Annotated in this window: 11 protein-coding genes and 1 rRNA gene; 4 read left to right on the top strand and 8 right to left on the bottom strand. The window is 39.3% G+C overall.

All coding sequences use genetic code 11. The annotated features are described in order from the left end of the window. Positions 1-6: 6 nt before the first annotated feature. Together rrf and BCU84_RS05240 are read left to right on the top strand one after the other, a co-directional pair. Positions 7-122, top strand: a 5S ribosomal RNA gene (gene rrf, locus BCU84_RS05245). 804 nt (positions 123-926) lie between these two features. Continuing rightward, entirely contained in the window at positions 927-3428 is a 2502-nt protein-coding gene (locus tag BCU84_RS05240) for an EAL domain-containing protein (RefSeq protein ID WP_102527044.1), read from the top strand. Between the two features lie 28 nt (positions 3429-3456). Here BCU84_RS05240 and BCU84_RS05235 read toward each other — a convergent pair whose 3' ends face one another. Both BCU84_RS05235 and BCU84_RS05230 read right to left on the bottom strand, forming a co-directional pair. After that, positions 3457-4401, bottom strand: coding sequence for an alpha/beta fold hydrolase (locus tag BCU84_RS05235; RefSeq protein ID WP_241906361.1), 945 nt, complete (start codon positions 4399-4401; stop codon positions 3457-3459). Positions 4402-4565: 164 nt separating this feature from the next. Next, positions 4566-6401, bottom strand: a complete 1836-nt coding sequence (locus BCU84_RS05230; RefSeq protein WP_102527043.1) for a DUF885 domain-containing protein — start codon at positions 6399-6401, stop codon at positions 4566-4568. A gap of 237 nt (positions 6402-6638) precedes the next feature. Between BCU84_RS05230 and add the strand changes: the two genes are divergently transcribed. Next, entirely contained in the window at positions 6639-7634 is a 996-nt protein-coding gene (gene add, locus BCU84_RS05225; protein WP_102527042.1) for an adenosine deaminase, read from the top strand. A 96-nt stretch (positions 7635-7730) separates the two neighbouring features. Here add and hemN read toward each other — a convergent pair whose 3' ends face one another. The 5 genes from hemN to BCU84_RS05200 all read right to left on the bottom strand — a co-directional run bounded on the left by hemN (position 7731) and on the right by BCU84_RS05200 (position 12598). Then, positions 7731-9107 (bottom strand): oxygen-independent coproporphyrinogen III oxidase, encoded by a 1377-nt coding sequence (hemN, locus tag BCU84_RS05220; RefSeq protein WP_102527041.1) that lies wholly within the window; start codon positions 9105-9107, stop codon positions 7731-7733. Positions 9108-9353: 246 nt separating this feature from the next. Next, entirely contained in the window at positions 9354-9815 is a 462-nt protein-coding gene (locus tag BCU84_RS05215; protein ID WP_102527040.1) for a DUF2489 domain-containing protein, read from the bottom strand. A gap of 77 nt (positions 9816-9892) precedes the next feature. Then, positions 9893-10447 (bottom strand): Der GTPase-activating protein YihI, encoded by a 555-nt coding sequence (gene yihI / locus BCU84_RS05210; protein WP_102527039.1) that lies wholly within the window; start codon positions 10445-10447, stop codon positions 9893-9895. 56 nt (positions 10448-10503) lie between these two features. Beyond that, complete coding sequence (locus tag BCU84_RS05205) at positions 10504-11166, bottom strand: methyltransferase domain-containing protein (protein ID WP_102527038.1); 663 nt, start codon at positions 11164-11166, stop codon at positions 10504-10506. An 811-nt stretch (positions 11167-11977) separates the two neighbouring features. Beyond that, positions 11978-12598 (bottom strand): c-type cytochrome, encoded by a 621-nt coding sequence (locus BCU84_RS05200; RefSeq protein WP_102527037.1) that lies wholly within the window; start codon positions 12596-12598, stop codon positions 11978-11980. A 167-nt stretch (positions 12599-12765) separates the two neighbouring features. Between BCU84_RS05200 and yihA the strand changes: the two genes are divergently transcribed. Continuing rightward, positions 12766-13428 (top strand): ribosome biogenesis GTP-binding protein YihA/YsxC, encoded by a 663-nt coding sequence (gene yihA / locus BCU84_RS05195; RefSeq protein ID WP_102527036.1) that lies wholly within the window; start codon positions 12766-12768, stop codon positions 13426-13428. Between the two features lie 628 nt (positions 13429-14056). On the opposite strand, the gene polA is transcribed toward yihA, so the two are convergent. After that, positions 14057-16819 (bottom strand): DNA polymerase I, encoded by a 2763-nt coding sequence (gene polA / locus BCU84_RS05190; RefSeq protein WP_102527035.1) that lies wholly within the window; start codon positions 16817-16819, stop codon positions 14057-14059. Positions 16820-17187: the final 368 nt, after the last annotated feature.

Raw genomic sequence — 17187 nt, 5'->3', positions numbered from 1 at the left:
AATTTGCTTGGTGACAATAGCATTGTGGTACCACCTGATCCCATCCCGAACTCAGTAGTGAAACGCAATCGCGCCGATGATAGTGTGGGGTCTCCCCATGTGAAAGTAGGTCATCGCCAAGCGCCTAATTTCTCTTAATTGAGAGCAGATAGCCCGTTACTCACGTAACGGGCTTTTTTGTGTCTGGAATTTGAGTGAACTATCTAGCGGCTTATGGAAACAGATAGTGTGGTCGATATGCCCATGTACCCTTACAAGGATAGTAAATATAGGTCATCGCCAAGCGCACTATATCTTTAAAATTAGTGCCTCTTAATTGAGAGCAGACAGCCCGTTACTCACGTAACGGGCTTTTTTATGTCTAAAATTAGAGGTGCCAGTTATTAGGAGTAAGGAATGTGGTCGGTATACCCATGTCTCCATACAAGGATAATAAAAGTAAGTCATTATTAAGCGCTTAATTTCTATTTACAGTGAGCCCGTTGCTTAGGTCGTGATCTTTTTGTGTCAGGAGTTTGAGTCTACTTGTTAGTAGGTTAGGCGAATCGATAGTGTGGATAAATGCTCATGTGGTTTAATAACACTAACAAACCAAGCGTCTGGCCTTTCTTTATTGAGAGCAGATAACCTTTATTGAATAACTGACTCGATAGTGGTTGTAACTTGGGGGTAAAGAATTATTAGAGGTCATTCTCTATTGCTATGAGTCTATTTGTGTCAGTTTTAGACAAGGTGACTATTTAATCTTTGAGATATTGTCTTGTTTAAACCATTCTAGATGCGTGGAGTAACAGAGAGATATTAGTCTTTATTTATCAGACAAATGAACTAAGTTAACCAGAAAAGGCTTTTATGGTTGTTGATTCAAGTCGTCTTTAGTATGTTACCAAAGCGACATATTCTTATTAATAATTAGTGGTGTGATTTTGCCAAAACGACCTTCTTTTTCACTATCTTTTTTAGTGCCATTTTTCTTATGCTCATTGTACTTATTATTAGTCAGTGGCGAGTTTTATTATGAAAAAGAAGAGTTACGTGCAGAGCTTGCTAACAATGAGTCGAAACAAATCCAAAAGGACTTGTTTCGAATGATCCATGTGGTTGAGTCTGCATTAGCGATACAAGATATTTCTAGGATAGAACAAGAGGTTTCTCTAATCTCCACAGATAGCAATATGATGGTTTATGTCATATTGGATGCATCAAGTCGGATTAAGTTTGCTAATCATGTGATTTGGCGAGAGAGTGATGCCAAAAACGTTATTGAAGGATACTCTGATGAGCTGCATCAACAAGTTGTTGCTGCTGAAACCGCCTATTTTAATATCAACTATAATCGCCTCTCTATTCAAGCTTATTACCCTGTTAATACTGATGCAAAATACAGCTACTCCAGCGCAGTTGATGTTATTTACCTTGAATATGATATTTCTTCGTTAATTGCAGACGCATCAGATCAACTACAAAAAAGATTTATTTATATTTGGGGGGTTGGTGGATTATTAGTGATCTTCTTTTGTTGGGCTTTATATTGGTTGTTAGTTCGCCCTATTAAACTACTTACAAAACGCGCTAATAACGTTCTTCAATCTAAATCAGATAAAACCAGAATTAATTGCTTAGTCGAAGAGGTCTATAACTTAGGTGAGTCACTACTTAAAGTTGAAAAGCACCTGCTTGATAACAATCTTAAAGTTTCTAATTCAGAGCAGCGTTGGTTATATTCGGTTGGTGCCAATAATACCGGCATATGGGACTGGAATACTGAAACTAATGATGTGTTTATGTCTGATCTCTGGAAAGAAATATTAGGCTATAAACCCGAAGAAATAACCAATTGTTACGACTCATGGGAAACACGTTTACACCCTGACGAAAAGAATACCGTGCTTAGAGCGATAGAGAATTGCTTGTCAGGAAAAACGACACATTATGAAAGCGTTCATCAATTGATGAATAAGGCTGGCGAGTTTATTTGGGTGCTCGATAGAGGTCAAGTCATTCAATGGGGGGAGCAAGGTAAGCCAATAAGAATGATTGGTTCAATTACTGATGTTACCTTAGAACTTAAAAACCAGAAGATTACAGTAGAAAGACAAAGCCATGTGGGTGTATCGGATATTATCGATCGAGAGGCACTTGCAAATGAACTGTTTGATTTACAGGCATATGCACGTAAGTCAGATCAATATTGCACCATGTTACTTATTAATATGAGTAATATTAAATTAGTCAACGAGGCTGTAGGCGAGCAGCTTGGTGACAGATTACTAATGCAAATTTCAGCTAGATTAGCAGGGGCTTTTTCAGGCAGTTGCTTACTGAGCCGTTTAGGCGATGATGAATTTGTTATTGCAGCAAAAAACTTAGGCAGCAATTTAGAGCATGCCAATAAACGGGCGTTATCGTTAGCAAGCGAAGTTCGTCAAGTTGTTGGTAGAAGCTTTACCTTATCTGGTCAAACAGTATCAGTGTTCACCAAAGTCGGTATGGTGGTATTTGATGGTAAAGAGTCCTTAGAGCCTACTCAGCTATTATCTAGAGCAGATAAAGCCCTTGGTAAAGCGATTGAAAGCCAAACCAATACCTGTGTATTGCATAGCTTGCAACTTGATGGCAGCCATCATGAGCCACAAAAGTTACAACAAGAATTAAAGAAAGCGATTAAACAGAAGCAGGTGTCTTTGGTATATCAACCTGTTGTTGATATCGAAGGTAATACAGAAAGTGTTGAAGTCTTGATGCGGTGGTATCATCCTGAGTTTGGCTTTATTAGTCCGAAGCAGTTTATCCCCGTCGCTGAGTTATCTAATTCAATTTTTGAATTAGAACTGTGGATGCTTGATGAAGTGTGTCTGTTTATTCAAAGCTTGCAAAGGACAGCAATTACATGTCCATGTTTTTCTATTAATATCTCCTCAAGACACTTCCATCAGGACATGTTTGTTCAAGTGATCCAGGAAAGGATAAAGCAGCATGGTATCGAGCCTAAATTAATCCAATTGGAATTGTCTGAAGATATCTTTTCTATAAACGCAGAAACCGCTAAGAATAAAATTTTAACCTTACAACGTGTAGGTATTCGCATTGCACTAGATGATTTTGGTTCGGGTTTGTGTCCATTACATCGTTTGCACGGATTACACTTTTCTCAAGTTAAATTTGCCGCAAACTACATTGTTGATATTGCAGTGTCTGAAGAGTCTAGAAATATTTTTACTTCGCTGATAAATCTCACGAACCAACTTAATTACCCTGTCGTCGTTAAGCAAATAGAAGATCGTCAACAACTGACGGCCTTAAGTCAGCTGAAGAGTAATCTATTTCAAGGCTATGTGATTAGCCGTCCGTTATCACAACAAGATATAAAGCACCTACTTGAGTCTGAATTAACATTAAGTGTGGTGTGGAAGGTGCCTTTCAATTAAAGATTAGCCATTAAGGAGTGACTCTGTATCAATACTGATCAAGGAAGGTCACTAATGCTCGTAAAGCTTGATTGCGAGCATCATCTGCTTCAATAAACACTTCATGCTGACAATTGTTGATTCTGCGAATTTGACAGTACTTATTCTCAGCTCTATTTTGTGCCGCATTATCTACAATAGCATCGTCCATAGCCTGTAAAACCAGAATTGGCTTAATGCTAAGTGCTGCTGCTTTTATTGCTCTGTCCGCAGCGTCCATCGCTTCTATTAGCCAACGATTGGTTGGTGAACCAAGTTGTATTTCAGGATCTTGTTGAAACACATTTAAGATCATCTGATATCGATTAGGGCTATTGGTAAGATGATTTTTTTCAAAAACTACCGGCTGATAATCGGTACCGCCTAAAACATAATTCGGTTGTTTATTTGGCTGCTTGTCACTAGAGGTATCCAATAAAGCGGCGAGTGAGCGAATGAAAGCTTTGTTAAATGGTAGTTTTATACCGTACATTGGGGCTGAAAATACCGCAGCATTAAATGTCGCTGGATATTGCTCCATATAGAGAGTGCCAATGGTTCCGCCCATTGAGTGCCCAACAAGATATAAATCGTTATGATCGTTGGGTTTGACTATCTGTTCAATAAAGTCATTTAGGTCATTAATGTAGGTTTGAAACTTATCAATGTGCCCTTGATGAGGGTTGATAGTTGTTCTTGATGATAACCCTTGGCCCCGATGGTCTAAAATGTAAAGGCTGTATCCCTGCTGATAGAGATCAAACATTAACTCTTTATATTTAAGATAGCTTTCTACACGTCCGCTACTGATGACAATGGCTTTATCGTTATCAGGGTGTTGAATGTAAGCATATGCTAAGGAGATACTGTCTTTGGTTAATGTTGATTGAGTGACGGTTTGCCAGAATTGCTGTTGCTCATTATTGTTTAGTTGATGTTCTGACGAAAAAAGCACAATACTCACCTTTATTAGTAACGACCAAATTGAAATCATATATCGAAGATGAGAGCAGTGTAGCAAACTAATTTGTGCAGTTTTAGCGAAAGCGTAATACAAAGATATTTGAATTGAAAATGTTGGCTGAAAACACATTTAGCCAACATTTTTAAACGATTATTTTATGATTGAGCAGATTTTTGTTCTTGAATAAACTCATCCACTTTTTGTTCGAGAATATCCATTGTGACAGAGCCATTTTCTAATAAAGCATCGTGAAATAGGCGAATATCAAAATCTTCACCAAGTTCTGATTCTGCTTTAGTGCGTAATCGCTTAATCGTTAGCTCACCAATCTTGTATGATAGTGCCTGTCCAGGCCATGAAATATAGCGATCGATTTCAGTGGTGACATTGTGCATTGATAATGCAGTATTGCTGGCCATGAACTCAATGGCTTTATCTCGACTCCAGTCCTGAGTATGCATGCCAGTATCGACAACCAATCTAGCAGCACGCCACATTTCGTAAGTTAATCGGCCGAAATTACTGTAAGGGTCTTGGTAGAAGCCCGCTTCTAACCCTAAATACTCTGAATATAACCCCCATCCTTCACCGAAAGCTGAAATATAGCTATAGCGTCTAAAGTTGGGTAGGTCGGTCAACTCTTTATTGAGAGAAATTTGTAAATGATGGCCAGGTACAGCTTCATGTAAGGTGAGTGCTTCCATTTCATAAAGTGGGCGTTTATCTAGTGCATAAGTATTTACCCAGTAAAAGCCTGCTTCATCATCTCGATTTGAACCAGAATAACGTCCGGTGGTGTATTTCGGGGCTATTTCAGCAGGAACGGGTTTGATCCCGTAAGGTGTTCTCGGAAGCGTAGCAAAATATTGAGGCAAAATAGCGTCTGCTTTTTTAGCGATATAAGCCGCTTCCTTAAGCAGCTCTTCTGCAGTTTTAGGGTAAAACTGAGGATCTGTGCGTAAGAAATGTAAAAATTCAGGGAAGGTTCCTTTAAATTCTACATCAGTTATCACTTGCTCCATTTCTGCTCGAATTCTAGCGACCTCTTTTAAACCAAGTTGATGAACCTCATCCGCAGTCATATTAAGCGTGGTGTAGTATTCCACTCTGTTTTGGTAGAAGGCGTCACCATTAGGCATATCTTTTGCGGCAATAGAAGTGCGCGCGTTAGGGATATACTCTTCGGTCATAAAGTCATAAAACTGTTGATAAAGGGGGAGCACTTGTTGTGAAATAACTTGCTTACCTTTGGTTTCAAAGTCGACTTTTTGAGCTTCAGTGAAGTGGTCTGGAAAGTCGGCAAAAGGTTTGTAATAGCCACTGTCTTCAACACTGACAATATAAGCACTGATACTGTCTTCAAATCCATTTAGTGTCACTTTTGCAGGAGTGATACCACTACTCAGCCCTTGTTTTAACCAAAATGTCTGTTGAGCAAAGTATTTCGGCAATGCGGTCATTTTATCTAAGTAGTTCTGATAATCCTCTGCTGTATTCAGTCGAGCATTTGCCATTGAGGCGACATAGGCATGAAAACCACTTTCAGCCGTTATAGGTAAGTAATGATCTTTGTAAGTGTACATATCGACACTGTTTTGCAATTGATATTGCAAAAGCTGAGCGTTAATTTTATCTGTTTTAGATAGTTTGTCTTTGTCCAACTGTTTTAAAGACGACAATAATGCTTTTTGACGTAAGTTTTTTTCAGCTAAGATTTCAGGAGATAAATCCGCAAGCAGCGCTGCTTTTGACTCATCGCCTAATGAGTAGGCCAATTGAGGTGAATAATCTACGTAAACTTGCCATGCATTATCTATAATTGTCTTTAGACTCATATCCTCAACAGTTGCCGCTTTTACTTCTTGCGGTTTATCGACGGTAGTTTCTGCTTTTTTAGTGTCGCCAAGATAATATTGAGCTTTTGACCCTGTGGTCATTTTACAGCCAGTAATAGCGAGCATGATAATCGCAGGCAAAATGAGCTTACGCATGTGAATTCCTTTATCGACAATAATTTACAAGAATAAATTACAAGTTAAATGACTAGCTAACAACATACCAATTCCGCATAAACCACGCTAGCGGAATCAGCGGAAATAATTGTTACTGATTATGCAGTTTAGGCGATAAAAACGTCACCTTTTTGTTGGGGCATGTTAAACTTCGCAGTGCTAGATGTTCATAAAACAAAAAACACATTTAGCTCAGAAAATTAATAGGGGTTAATAATGATCAATACATCCATTCCATTAGTTGATTTACACCGTCATTTAGATGGCAATGTTAGAGTCAAAACCATTTGGGAACTCGGACATCAGCATGGAATTAAGCTGCCAGCAGACTCGTTAGAAGCACTTGCACCTTTTGTGCAAATTCAGGGCAAGGAAAACAGCTTAGTCGCTTTTTTAAAAAAGCTAGATTGGATGGTCGCAGTATTGGCAGACTTGGATGCAGTTAAGCGTGTTGCCTATGAAAACGTAGCAGATGCGGCTATTTCAGGTTTAGATTATGCTGAGTTACGTTTTAGCCCGTATTACATGGCAATGAACCATAACTTACCGATTGAAGGCGTCGTAGAAGCCGTTATTGATGGGGTTAAAGCTGGCATGAAAGAACATGCTGTTAAGGTTAACCTTATCGGGATTATGTCGCGTTCATTTGGGCAAGAGAAATGTCGATTAGAGCTTGAAGGGCTTTTAGCACACCGAGATGCTTTGGTGGGCATGGATTTAGCGGGTGACGAACTAGGTTTCCCTGGCGACTTGTTTAATGATCACTTTAAGCGAGTACGTGATGCTGGCTTACAAATTACCGCTCATGCTGGTGAAGCCGCTGGAAGTGAGAGTATGTGGCAAGCGATTCAAGAGTTAGGTGCAACACGTATTGGTCACGGTGTGAATGCGATACATGACCCTAAGATGATGGAATATTTGGCAAAGCACTCTATTGGAATTGAATCATGCCCAACCAGTAACTTACATACCTCTACAGTTGCTGATTACGCTTCACATCCATTTAATCAGTTTCTAGATGCTGGTGTATTAATTGGTTTAAATACCGATGATCCTGGTGTGAGCAACATTGATATTCAACATGAGTATCGTATCGCTAAATCTGAACTTCACCTGTCAAATGATCAGATTAGCCAAGTGCAGCGCAATGGTGTTGAGATGGCATTTTTGTCTGATAGTGAGCGCAAAGCTTTATACGCTTCAAAATTATAAATGGTCAAATAACACCATTTTTAAGCAATGAATAAAACAAAAAACCGCTGAAATTCAGCGGTTTTTTATTATCGTGAATTTAATATTCAACAATTATTAAATCACACGAGAGAACTGTTGTTGACGTGCCTTTTGACGGTAATACACGTCAAAGCACATACAAATATTACGAATTAACAAACGACCAGTAGGGCTAATCGTTAGTTTGCGATCAGTAATATCAACAAGTTTGTCATCGATGAAAGTTTGTAGAAGTTTTAAATCTTCTGCAAAGTATTCTTCAAAGTTAATATCAAATTGTTGCTCAATCTTAGTCAGATCTAAATCGAAATGACAAATCATTTGCTTAATCACCACACGACGAATTTCATCATCACGATTTAAGCTACAACCTTTCCATAAGGCATGACCTGCTTCATCAATTGACTCATAGTAAGGACGGATGTCTTTTTGGTTTTGTGCGTAGCAATCGCCAATTTGGCTGATTGAAGAGACACCTAAACCTAGTAAGTCACACTCTTCTTGGGTGGTATAACCCTGGAAGTTACGGTGTAATTTACCCGCATTTTGTAACTTTGATAGCTCATCATCTGGCTTTGCAAAATGGTCCATACCAATGAATTGGTAACCTGCACCAGTAAGCGACTCAATTGTTTGATGCAACATATCAAGCTTTTGCTGTGGCGAAGCCATATCTTCATCTTTAATTTTACGCTGAGCGGCAAAACGCGATGGTAAATGCGCGTAATTAAAGATTGATAAGCGGTCTGGAGAAAGCTCAATGACACGTTTAATGGTTTCAGCAAACGTTTCTGGCGTTTGATGTGGTAAACCGTAAATTAAATCGGCATTGGTCGATACAAAGCCCATGTCTTTTGCTTTTGCCATTAAGTCAAAAATGAATTGTTCATCTTGCTCACGGTTTACAGCAACTTGTACTTTCTTATTAAAGTCCTGAACACCAATCGAAATACGGTTAAAACCAGCTTCTTTTAAGGTATCAAGCATGGTTAGCTCGATTTCACGCGGATCAACCTCAATCGAGAATTCACCTTCATCAGCAAAGTTAAAGTGATTTTTGATTAATGAAGATAAGGTGAGAATTTGTTCTGGGTTTAAGAATGTCGGTGTACCGCCACCCCAATGCATTTGAGTCACTGTGTAGTTTTTGAATAGAGGAGCACGTTTTACAATTTCGCTCGCAAGGTATTCGATGTACTGATCCGCTTTATGAGCATGACGAGTAATGACTTTATTACATCCACAGTAATAACAAAGCTTGGCGCAGAAAGGAATGTGAATATATAAAGACAGCTTGTCGCTTTTACTGGTTTCAATTGCAGAGAGTAGGTTTTGCTCAGTGAAACTATCGTCAAACTCTAGCGCCGTAGGGTACGACGTATAGCGTGGACCACTGTAGTTATATTTTTCGATCATTGACTGATCCCAACTTATTTGTGTGGGCTGCTTCAAGGCACGTTCTCCGAGTAAATTAGCAATAGACGAAGTATGCAGCGATCTTAGACAAAAAACCTTGAACTACGTTGTAAATTTGAAATTTGATGTTGCTAGAAAGACGGTATTTAGTCTGAAATCTGTGAAGTTTTGTGAAATTGTGGGATGGCTCACAGCTTAGAAAGAAAGGTTAGGGCAGCAAATGGCCTGCTTATTAACGTGTTGATAATAATCAAGGCCATCTTAAATGCTGATTACTGTGTCTTAGTGAATGAAATGGAACTGGGTAATTTTCTGTGCATCCTCAGTTAACCCTTGTTCTAGCTTAGCTTCTGATTTCATACGCGCTAAATCTAACTTCATTCGTTGTTGTTTCTCGAGTGACTTACGGGCTTCTTTTATTGGGTGGGCTTTAATGCAGTCATAATGCTCAAAGATATGTGGGAACTCTACAGCCATCTGTTCAGACATTGATAAAGCTTCAAATAGCTTAGCAATGCGCATGACTCCTTCAGAAGGTTCACATCGCTCCTCTAGCATTGCTGCAGCGATGTATTTTATGTCATCTAATACTTGCTGCTTTTTCGCTTTTGCTTCATCTAAGCGTTGCTGCTTAGCTTCAACAGCGTCTTGCTGTTGTTTCTTGACCTTTAATAGCAAATAACCGGCATAAGACGCTAACAGCACAATAACGATGATGGCGAGGGCAATAACAAGGCTAGACACAATTAATCCTTAATCAAGGTAGATAAGTAACAGATAGAAAAATGGCATACCCAATGAGTATGCCATTTATTAATGATTTAAGACTGGTAGTCTTTTAATACATCAGCACCACTTTCGAAGCGCTCGTATAAATCATCATCAGAAGCAGGTTTTTTGCTAGTATTTGCTGTTTGAGCTGGAAGTTCTTCAGCATCTGAGATACCAAGTTTTTCCATCAATGCTTCCATTTTAGCAAGCTGGCTATCTAACCATTTTTGGTCATCAGCAGAAAGGTCTTTACCTTCTTCTAATAAGTCTAATAAATTATTGAATCTTGGGTCATCCTCAAGTTTCAATAATTTCTGCTCATCAGTCAGTTTAGGCTGCTTAACTTTAGCAACTGGCGCCGTTGTCTCTACTGCTTTAACCATCAATGGCACAGGTTTCTTGCTGCCATGACGAGGGTCATTACTTTTACTGGTCGTTACATGCGGTGATTGTTGCTCAATCAAGGCCTCGTTGTGACGACTGCCAGACTTATGACCGTTATCTTTCTTTCTGCTGCCAGTGACTTTACGATCAGCCTTTTTGACTCTTGGTGCTTGTGTAGGGCCGTTTTCGCCGCCCTTGCGCGATTTTTTACTACGAGCCATCAGTGATCTCATGTGGTTGTAAAAAGTTGGCTAGATAGATAATCATCCACCTTGCACTAAATCAGGATGCGCTTTATATCAGACTTTGATGTTTTTTGCATCAATACGAGCTCTTTTGCTGCAAATAATAGCTTAAATTCGCTGTTTTGTGCTAAATACTCAAAAGTTTGTTGCTGGTAAAAGCTTACGTGAGTGGGGTTGTTTTTAAAGTGCCACTTAGAAAAATGAGCTAAGTCAGTGAGTAATGAAGTGCTGATTGCTAACCAGCCGCCATTTTTTAATAAATTAGTGATCAATGACCACTCTTTGAGCGGTTGCTGAAAATGTTCCAGTACCCGATAGCAACAAATGAAGTCATATTGCTGATTAAAGATTTGTTGATCGGATTTGATAAAAGGATCGTATTGGTTAAGACGATGGCCAGCAAGTTCGATTATATCAAGACTTGCTTGGTCTAAGACTCGGCCAAAATTAAGTCCTGTTAATGGACCTTCTTGCTGTGCACTAATTTGACCAAGTAAAGGTTGGATAAACTGCACCAGTTGTTTTTGCTTAGCGGCTTTATTCGCACGGCCATAGCGCTGTAACTGTGCTGCTGGCATTAAATGTGATTGAGGGTTTGCGAAAACCAGTTGGCATTGAGGACAGCTGTAGAAGGCTCTTTTTTTATCTTGGATAAAAAACTCAGCAGTATGACTGCACAACGGGCATTTAATCATTGAAGTCAGGTATGATCCAAACAAAGGCGAAGATTATCAATCAATAACAGATTTCTTGAAAAGAAGAAATAAAAAAAGGTGGCAGTAAACTGCCACCTTGCAAAATAGTGTTTATCACACCAAATTTTTATTCCAAGTATCCATACTTGCTATGTGACTATCCCGGTCAATATCCATCTTATTTTTAGAGCTTTCCGTGCATTTTTTATTGTTATCGGTCATCAATGACCCTTTTTCTTAATCCTGTTGCCGTCCTGACCACAGCTTCCGTAGATGGTCTTCAATGACTCATCAATTTCCTAGTTGTCTTCAATGACATTAGTAAACAATCCATGTTTAAAAGTACCTTCCAGTGATAACAAGCCTCCGCAAGTGCATCCTAAGCAATTAGCTTCCTATGCCGCTACTTTAATCCTTAAAGTAGTGTCCTTATGGGGTTTTATCTCTGTTGCGTAAGGGAGTGCTATTTAAGCGAGTCGACCAATTGGTCTGTTCCTTACAAATTCTATATGACCTGGATTTCAAGCTGAAATCACGACTCTTATTATTATTAGCGAGTGGTCTTATTTATATTATTGTTATTTATTAATTTTATTCTTATATCTTAAATGTAAACGTATCCGAAATCTGTAAGATGGAATTAATATTTTTGTTCTTACAGCTGGGTTCATCTCGGTACGGGGCTATTTAACCCTAAATACGTGATCTCTGTCAAGCATGAATGTTATTAAGTTTACGTAAACGTCAACTTAGGGTTGTGAAAAAGGGTGAATAATCACCCTTTTAGCTTCATTTAAATATGAAGAAAAAATTACTTAAGACTTGAAATATATTGAGATAATACTTCAATATCACTGTCAGATAACTTTTTAGAAACATCTTGCATCATGCCATTCAGGTCGTTGTTACGATTTGTATCACGGAACTTAGTTAACTGAATTTTGATGTAATCAGCATGCTGGCCACCAATCGCTGGGAAGCCGGCAAGTTCGCCGCCTTTGCCATCTGGTCCATGACATGCCATACATGAAGTGATACCGCGAGCCATGTCGCCGCCTTTATAAAGGGCTTCACCTTCAGCTGGTACATTGGCTACATCAGCAACTGATTGTGTTTGACTTGCATAATATGCAGAAACATCTTTAATATCTTGTTCAGATAACGCTATTGACATACCAGTCATGGTAGGATCATTACGACCTTCTTTGCCGCCGCTTTTAGCTGCCGCTTGGAAATCATGTAATTGTTTTTCTAGATAAGATGCGTGCTGTCCGGCCAATTTAGGCCAAATAGGGGCAATGCTGTTACCGTCAACACCGTGACAGGCAGAACACATAACTGATTTAGTTTTACCCGCTTCCACATCACCTTCAGCGATTGCAGGCGTTGATATAGCGGCAAATACAGACAGCGCAAGAGCTAACTTTTTCATGGCGTTCCAACTTCTTGTTTAATTTATTGTCCTGAGCTTACTAGGAAGACCCGCAAGCGTGGTAAAATCTACAAACTGTGATCAGGCTAATATTTTACACGAAAATGTGGAAAAGTAAGCAAATCTTACATAATTAAGGTATTACCCCAAATTTATTGGAGCAAATCGTGTCAGAAACGCGTATAGATTTTCGAAAAACCAAGTTTTTAATTAGTGCGCCAGACATTGCGCATCTTGATCAGTATCTTCCTGGTGATACCGGTGTAGAAATTGCGTTTGCTGGGCGTTCCAATGCGGGTAAGTCTAGTGCTCTCAACGCTTTGACCGAGCAAAAAGGCTTGGCAAGAACCAGTAAAACCCCTGGTCGTACTCAACTTATCAATGTATTTGAATTAGATGAAAACCGTCGACTCGTCGATTTACCAGGTTATGGTTTTGCAAAAGTGCCATTGGCATTAAAGAACAAATGGCAAAAAGCCCTTGGTGAATATTTGCAAGAACGCACCTGTTTAAGCGGTGTAGTTGTGTTAATGGATATTCGTCATCCCCTAAAAGATTTAGATCTGCAAATGATTGAATGGGCAGTGTTAAGTGAAATACCAGTATTAGCCTTGCTGACTAAATCAGATAAGCTCGCACAAAACGTTAAAATGAAAACGGTTAACGCTGTGCGTAAAGAGTTGGCTGAGTTTGGTGACTGGGTCAAAGTAGAGCCGTTTTCATCCTTAAAAGGAACCGGTAAACCAAAAGTGTTGGGCATTCTTAACGAGTGGTGCAACCCAAGTTGGCTAACTGAAGCAGAGAAGCAAGCTGAACAAGATTCGGAATAAGAAACGATAGGCCTGCAGTCTTTTACTAACAAAAACCGTTGAGTTTATATAAATAAACTTAGCGGTTTTTTTTGTGATCAAGCTTTGTGCATTAGAGGTTTTAGTGGGAGAGTGCAGCGTTTAAACAAAAAAAAACCGACGACATATTGTCACCGGTTATAAAAAATTAGCTCTTTTGGGGAGAAGCTAAATTCAACAAGACTCAAGTGTCACCTACTCATCGATGACGCTCAATAACAATATGATAATCGTTTTTTAATCTTTTTTAAAGTATTTACTCTAAATTAAATTTTAGGCAAAAAAAAGCTCCAGCATATTAAGATGCTGGAGCGCCATAATTCGGCTTGTCACTATTTCTAGTGAAATAAAAAGGTCTGAAAGATGGAACATCTTAACCTCTGTACCCTACGCAGAGAATAATACTTCATTAGCCTTAAAATGAAAAACTGTATTTTGTAAAAATGAACAATAATGTGAAGTTTGCCACATTTGAAGGTGTATTTTTCACCTTGTTGGTGTTTTTTAGGCCTAAAAACAACAATCCCATAGTTGCAAAACTACGGGATTGTTTATTTCTTAAAGTGAAACAGCTTATTTTCCTGCTTAAAGGCAGGATCAAATGGGCATATTAATGAGCTTCATCCCAGTTATCACCAAGACCTGCTTCTGCTAATAGGGTGACATCTAAAGTGGCCGCTTGTGCCATCAATTCGCACACTTTTGCTTTAAGTGACTCAGCTTGCGCTTCTTCGACTTCAAAAACCAATTCATCGTGAACCTGCATCATCATAGTGATTTCACCATGGGTGTCATTCTTGATCCATTGATCAATATTAATCATGGCTTTTTTGATGATGTCTGCAGCCGTACCTTGCATTGGTGCGTTAATCGCTGCTCGTTCAGCAGCTTGGCGGCGCATAGCATTTCTATCCTTAATATCAGGAAGGTATAAACGTCTGCCATAGTGTGTTTCTACGTAACCAACTTCAGCCGCTAATGCACGGGTGTCTTCCATATATTTAAGGACACCAGGGTAACGGGCAAAATAAGTATCGATATAAGTTTGTGCTTCCTTACGCGGGATATCTAATTGCTTTGCTAAACCAAAGGCTGACATACCGTAAATCAAACCAAAGTTAACCGCTTTGGCACGGCGTCTTTGCTCGGTGGTCACTTCTTCAAAGTGAACACCAAATACCTCAGCTGCAGTGGCTTTATGAATATCTTTATTCTCGGCAAAGGCGGTTAATAACCCTTCGTCTTGTGAAAGGTGCGCCATAATGCGCAGCTCGATTTGAGAATAATCGGCAGCTAACACTTTACGACCTTCAGGGGCGATAAAGGCTTGTCTAATGCGGCGGCCTTCTTCAGTTCGAATTGGGATGTTTTGCAAATTTGGCTCGCTTGATGATAAACGCCCCGTGGCCGCATTCGCTTGGTGATAACTGGTATGCACACGACCCGTTTCTGAGTTCACCATTAACGGTAGCTTGTCAGTATAAGTGCTTTTAAGTTTAGACAGGCTTCTGTGCTGTAAAATCAGCTTTGGTAGTGGGTAGTCTAATGCAAGCTCAATGAGTACATCCTCAGCAGTTGACGGCGCACCTTTTGGGGTTTTTTTGATGATCGGGTATCCGAGTTTTTCAAAAAACAAAGCTTGTAACTGCTTAGGAGAGCTTAAGTTAAACTTCTCGCCAGCAATGTCATAGGCTTTGGTTTCAAGCTCATCAATCTTCTGTGCCAATTCATCACTTTGCTGACTTAGTAACATGCTATCAATTAACACACCTTGGCGTTCGATATCTGACAAGACTTGAATAAGCGGTAATTCAAGCTCATTAAATACAGACATAAGAGAAGGTTCTTTTGCTACTCTCGGCCATAGGTGCTCATGTAATCGAAGGGTGATGTCAGCATCTTCAGCAGCATAAGGGCTGGCCGTGTCTAAATCGATTTGATTAAAGGTGAGTTGTTTAGCCCCTTTACCTGCGATTTCTTCAAAACTGATATTTTTGTGGCCTAAATATTTAAGTGCCAAACCATCCATATCATGACGAGATGCTACTGAGTTAAATACGTATGATTCGAGCATCGTATCAAAACGGACACCTTTAAGTGAAACGCCTGCATTAGCAAAGATGCTGATGTCATACTTAAGGTTTTGACCCACTTTTTTGATGCTATCACTTTCTAATATAGGTCTTAATTGTTCTAGAGCGTATTCAACAGGGAGTTGTTCTGGTGCATCTAAATAATCATGGGTTAATGGCAGGTATGCGGCTTTTCCGATTTCGACAGCGAAAGAGATACCGACGAGCTTCGCTTCCATATAATTTAGGCTGGTGGTTTCAGTGTCTACAGCAATTAAGTCCGCTTTAGATAATCTAGCAACCCATTTAGCTAAATCGGCTTCAGTAAGAATCGTTTCGTATTCTGCGTCAATTGCTGGAGAGGCTGGTGGAGTGTCTTCAGTTGTTGTGCTTGAACTAGCAGCTGAAAAGCCTGATTTATTATCTAATACTTCGGCTAACCAACGTTTGAACTCCATTTCACCAAATAATTTAACCAGCTCATCACGGTTTTGCGGCTTAATTTCTAATGGTGCCCAGTCATCATCCCATTCCACATCTGTTTTGATTGTGGCGAGATCGTATGAGAGTTGCAGCATCTCTTTATTTTCTTCAATCTTTTTAGGCATGGTTTTAGAACCACGGAAAGTCACATCTAAAACGCTTTCAGGATTTGCGATAAGCTTATCGACTCCGCCTACACCCGTTAGCATTGCTAATGCCGTTTTTTCACCAACGCCAGGTAAGCCCGGAATGTTATCGGCTTTATCACCCATCATGGCAAGCAAGTCAATAATGAGTTCTGGTCCGACACCAAATTTTTCAGTGACTTCAGCTGGTCCCATTATGGTATCTGTCATGGTGTTAATTAAGGTGACATGCTCATCAACAAGTTGAGCCATATCTTTATCACCCGTACTAATAAGGGTTGCTCGACCTTCTTTACTGGCCTTAAGCGCAATAGTACCAATGACATCATCAGCTTCAACGCCTGGAATACAGATTAATGGCAAACCTAAGGCGTGAATGATGGCATGCAAAGGCTCAATTTGACTGCGTAAGTCGTCAGGCATTGGTGGGCGCTGAGCTTTATATTCGCTATACATGTCATTACGAAATGTTTTGCCCTTTGCATCGAATATAACTGCAATATGACTTGGGTTATATCGGCTCATTAAGCTACGAAGCATGTTGACTACACCGTAAACAGCACCAGTTGCTTCGCCTTTAGAATTAGTCAAATGTGGTGGTGCATAAAATGCGCGATAAAGATAAGAAGAACCATCCACAAGGACGAGTGGGTTATTGGGGATTGTTGGCATAGTCTATTTTCATGTTCAGTATTCTGAGATGGCCTTAGAATGCCACATACAAGGATTTTCGGCCACGGAAAATTAACCCTCAGCCTGTGGATAAGTCTGTGAGTGAATTAATTTATCATCTAAGGTGGTTTTAATTACGACTGGGAATAAAACTCTTAACTTTATGATTTTTTACGTTTTTTAATATTTTTGTGAGTTAAATTGTAGTTTTAAAAAATATTCCGAATATGTGGACTTTTTTAATATTCTTATTGATTTACTCGATTATTTGGTACAGTTTTTAAACCGTGAAACAAATTCGAGAAACTAAGTTAGCATGTTTTTTAATCAGATCAATAGATTTGTTTAAAAAAAGTTAAATTAATCGC

It is taken from the genome of Shewanella sp. 10N.286.51.B7 (assembly GCF_002873615.1).
Taxonomy (GTDB): domain Bacteria; phylum Pseudomonadota; class Gammaproteobacteria; order Enterobacterales; family Shewanellaceae; genus Shewanella; species Shewanella electrodiphila.
Note: the sequence above shows the minus strand (reverse complement) of the source record. Positions and strands in the feature narration are given on the sequence as shown.

Bases quoted from the DNA above. Each gene is read 5' to 3' on its own strand.
- add (WP_102527042.1), top strand. From the start codon at position 6,639: ATGATCAATACATCCATTCCATTAGTTGATTTACACCGTCATTTAGAT.
- BCU84_RS05230 (WP_102527043.1), bottom strand. From the start codon at position 6,401: ATGCGTAAGCTCATTTTGCCTGCGATTATCATGCTCGCTATTACTGGC.
- BCU84_RS05205 (WP_102527038.1), bottom strand. From the start codon at position 11,166: ATGATTAAATGCCCGTTGTGCAGTCATACTGCTGAGTTTTTTATCCAA.
- yihI (WP_102527039.1), bottom strand. From the start codon at position 10,447: ATGGCTCGTAGTAAAAAATCGCGCAAGGGCGGCGAAAACGGCCCTACA.
- polA (WP_102527035.1), bottom strand. From the start codon at position 16,819: ATGCCAACAATCCCCAATAACCCACTCGTCCTTGTGGATGGTTCTTCT.
- BCU84_RS05200 (WP_102527037.1), bottom strand. From the start codon at position 12,598: ATGAAAAAGTTAGCTCTTGCGCTGTCTGTATTTGCCGCTATATCAACG.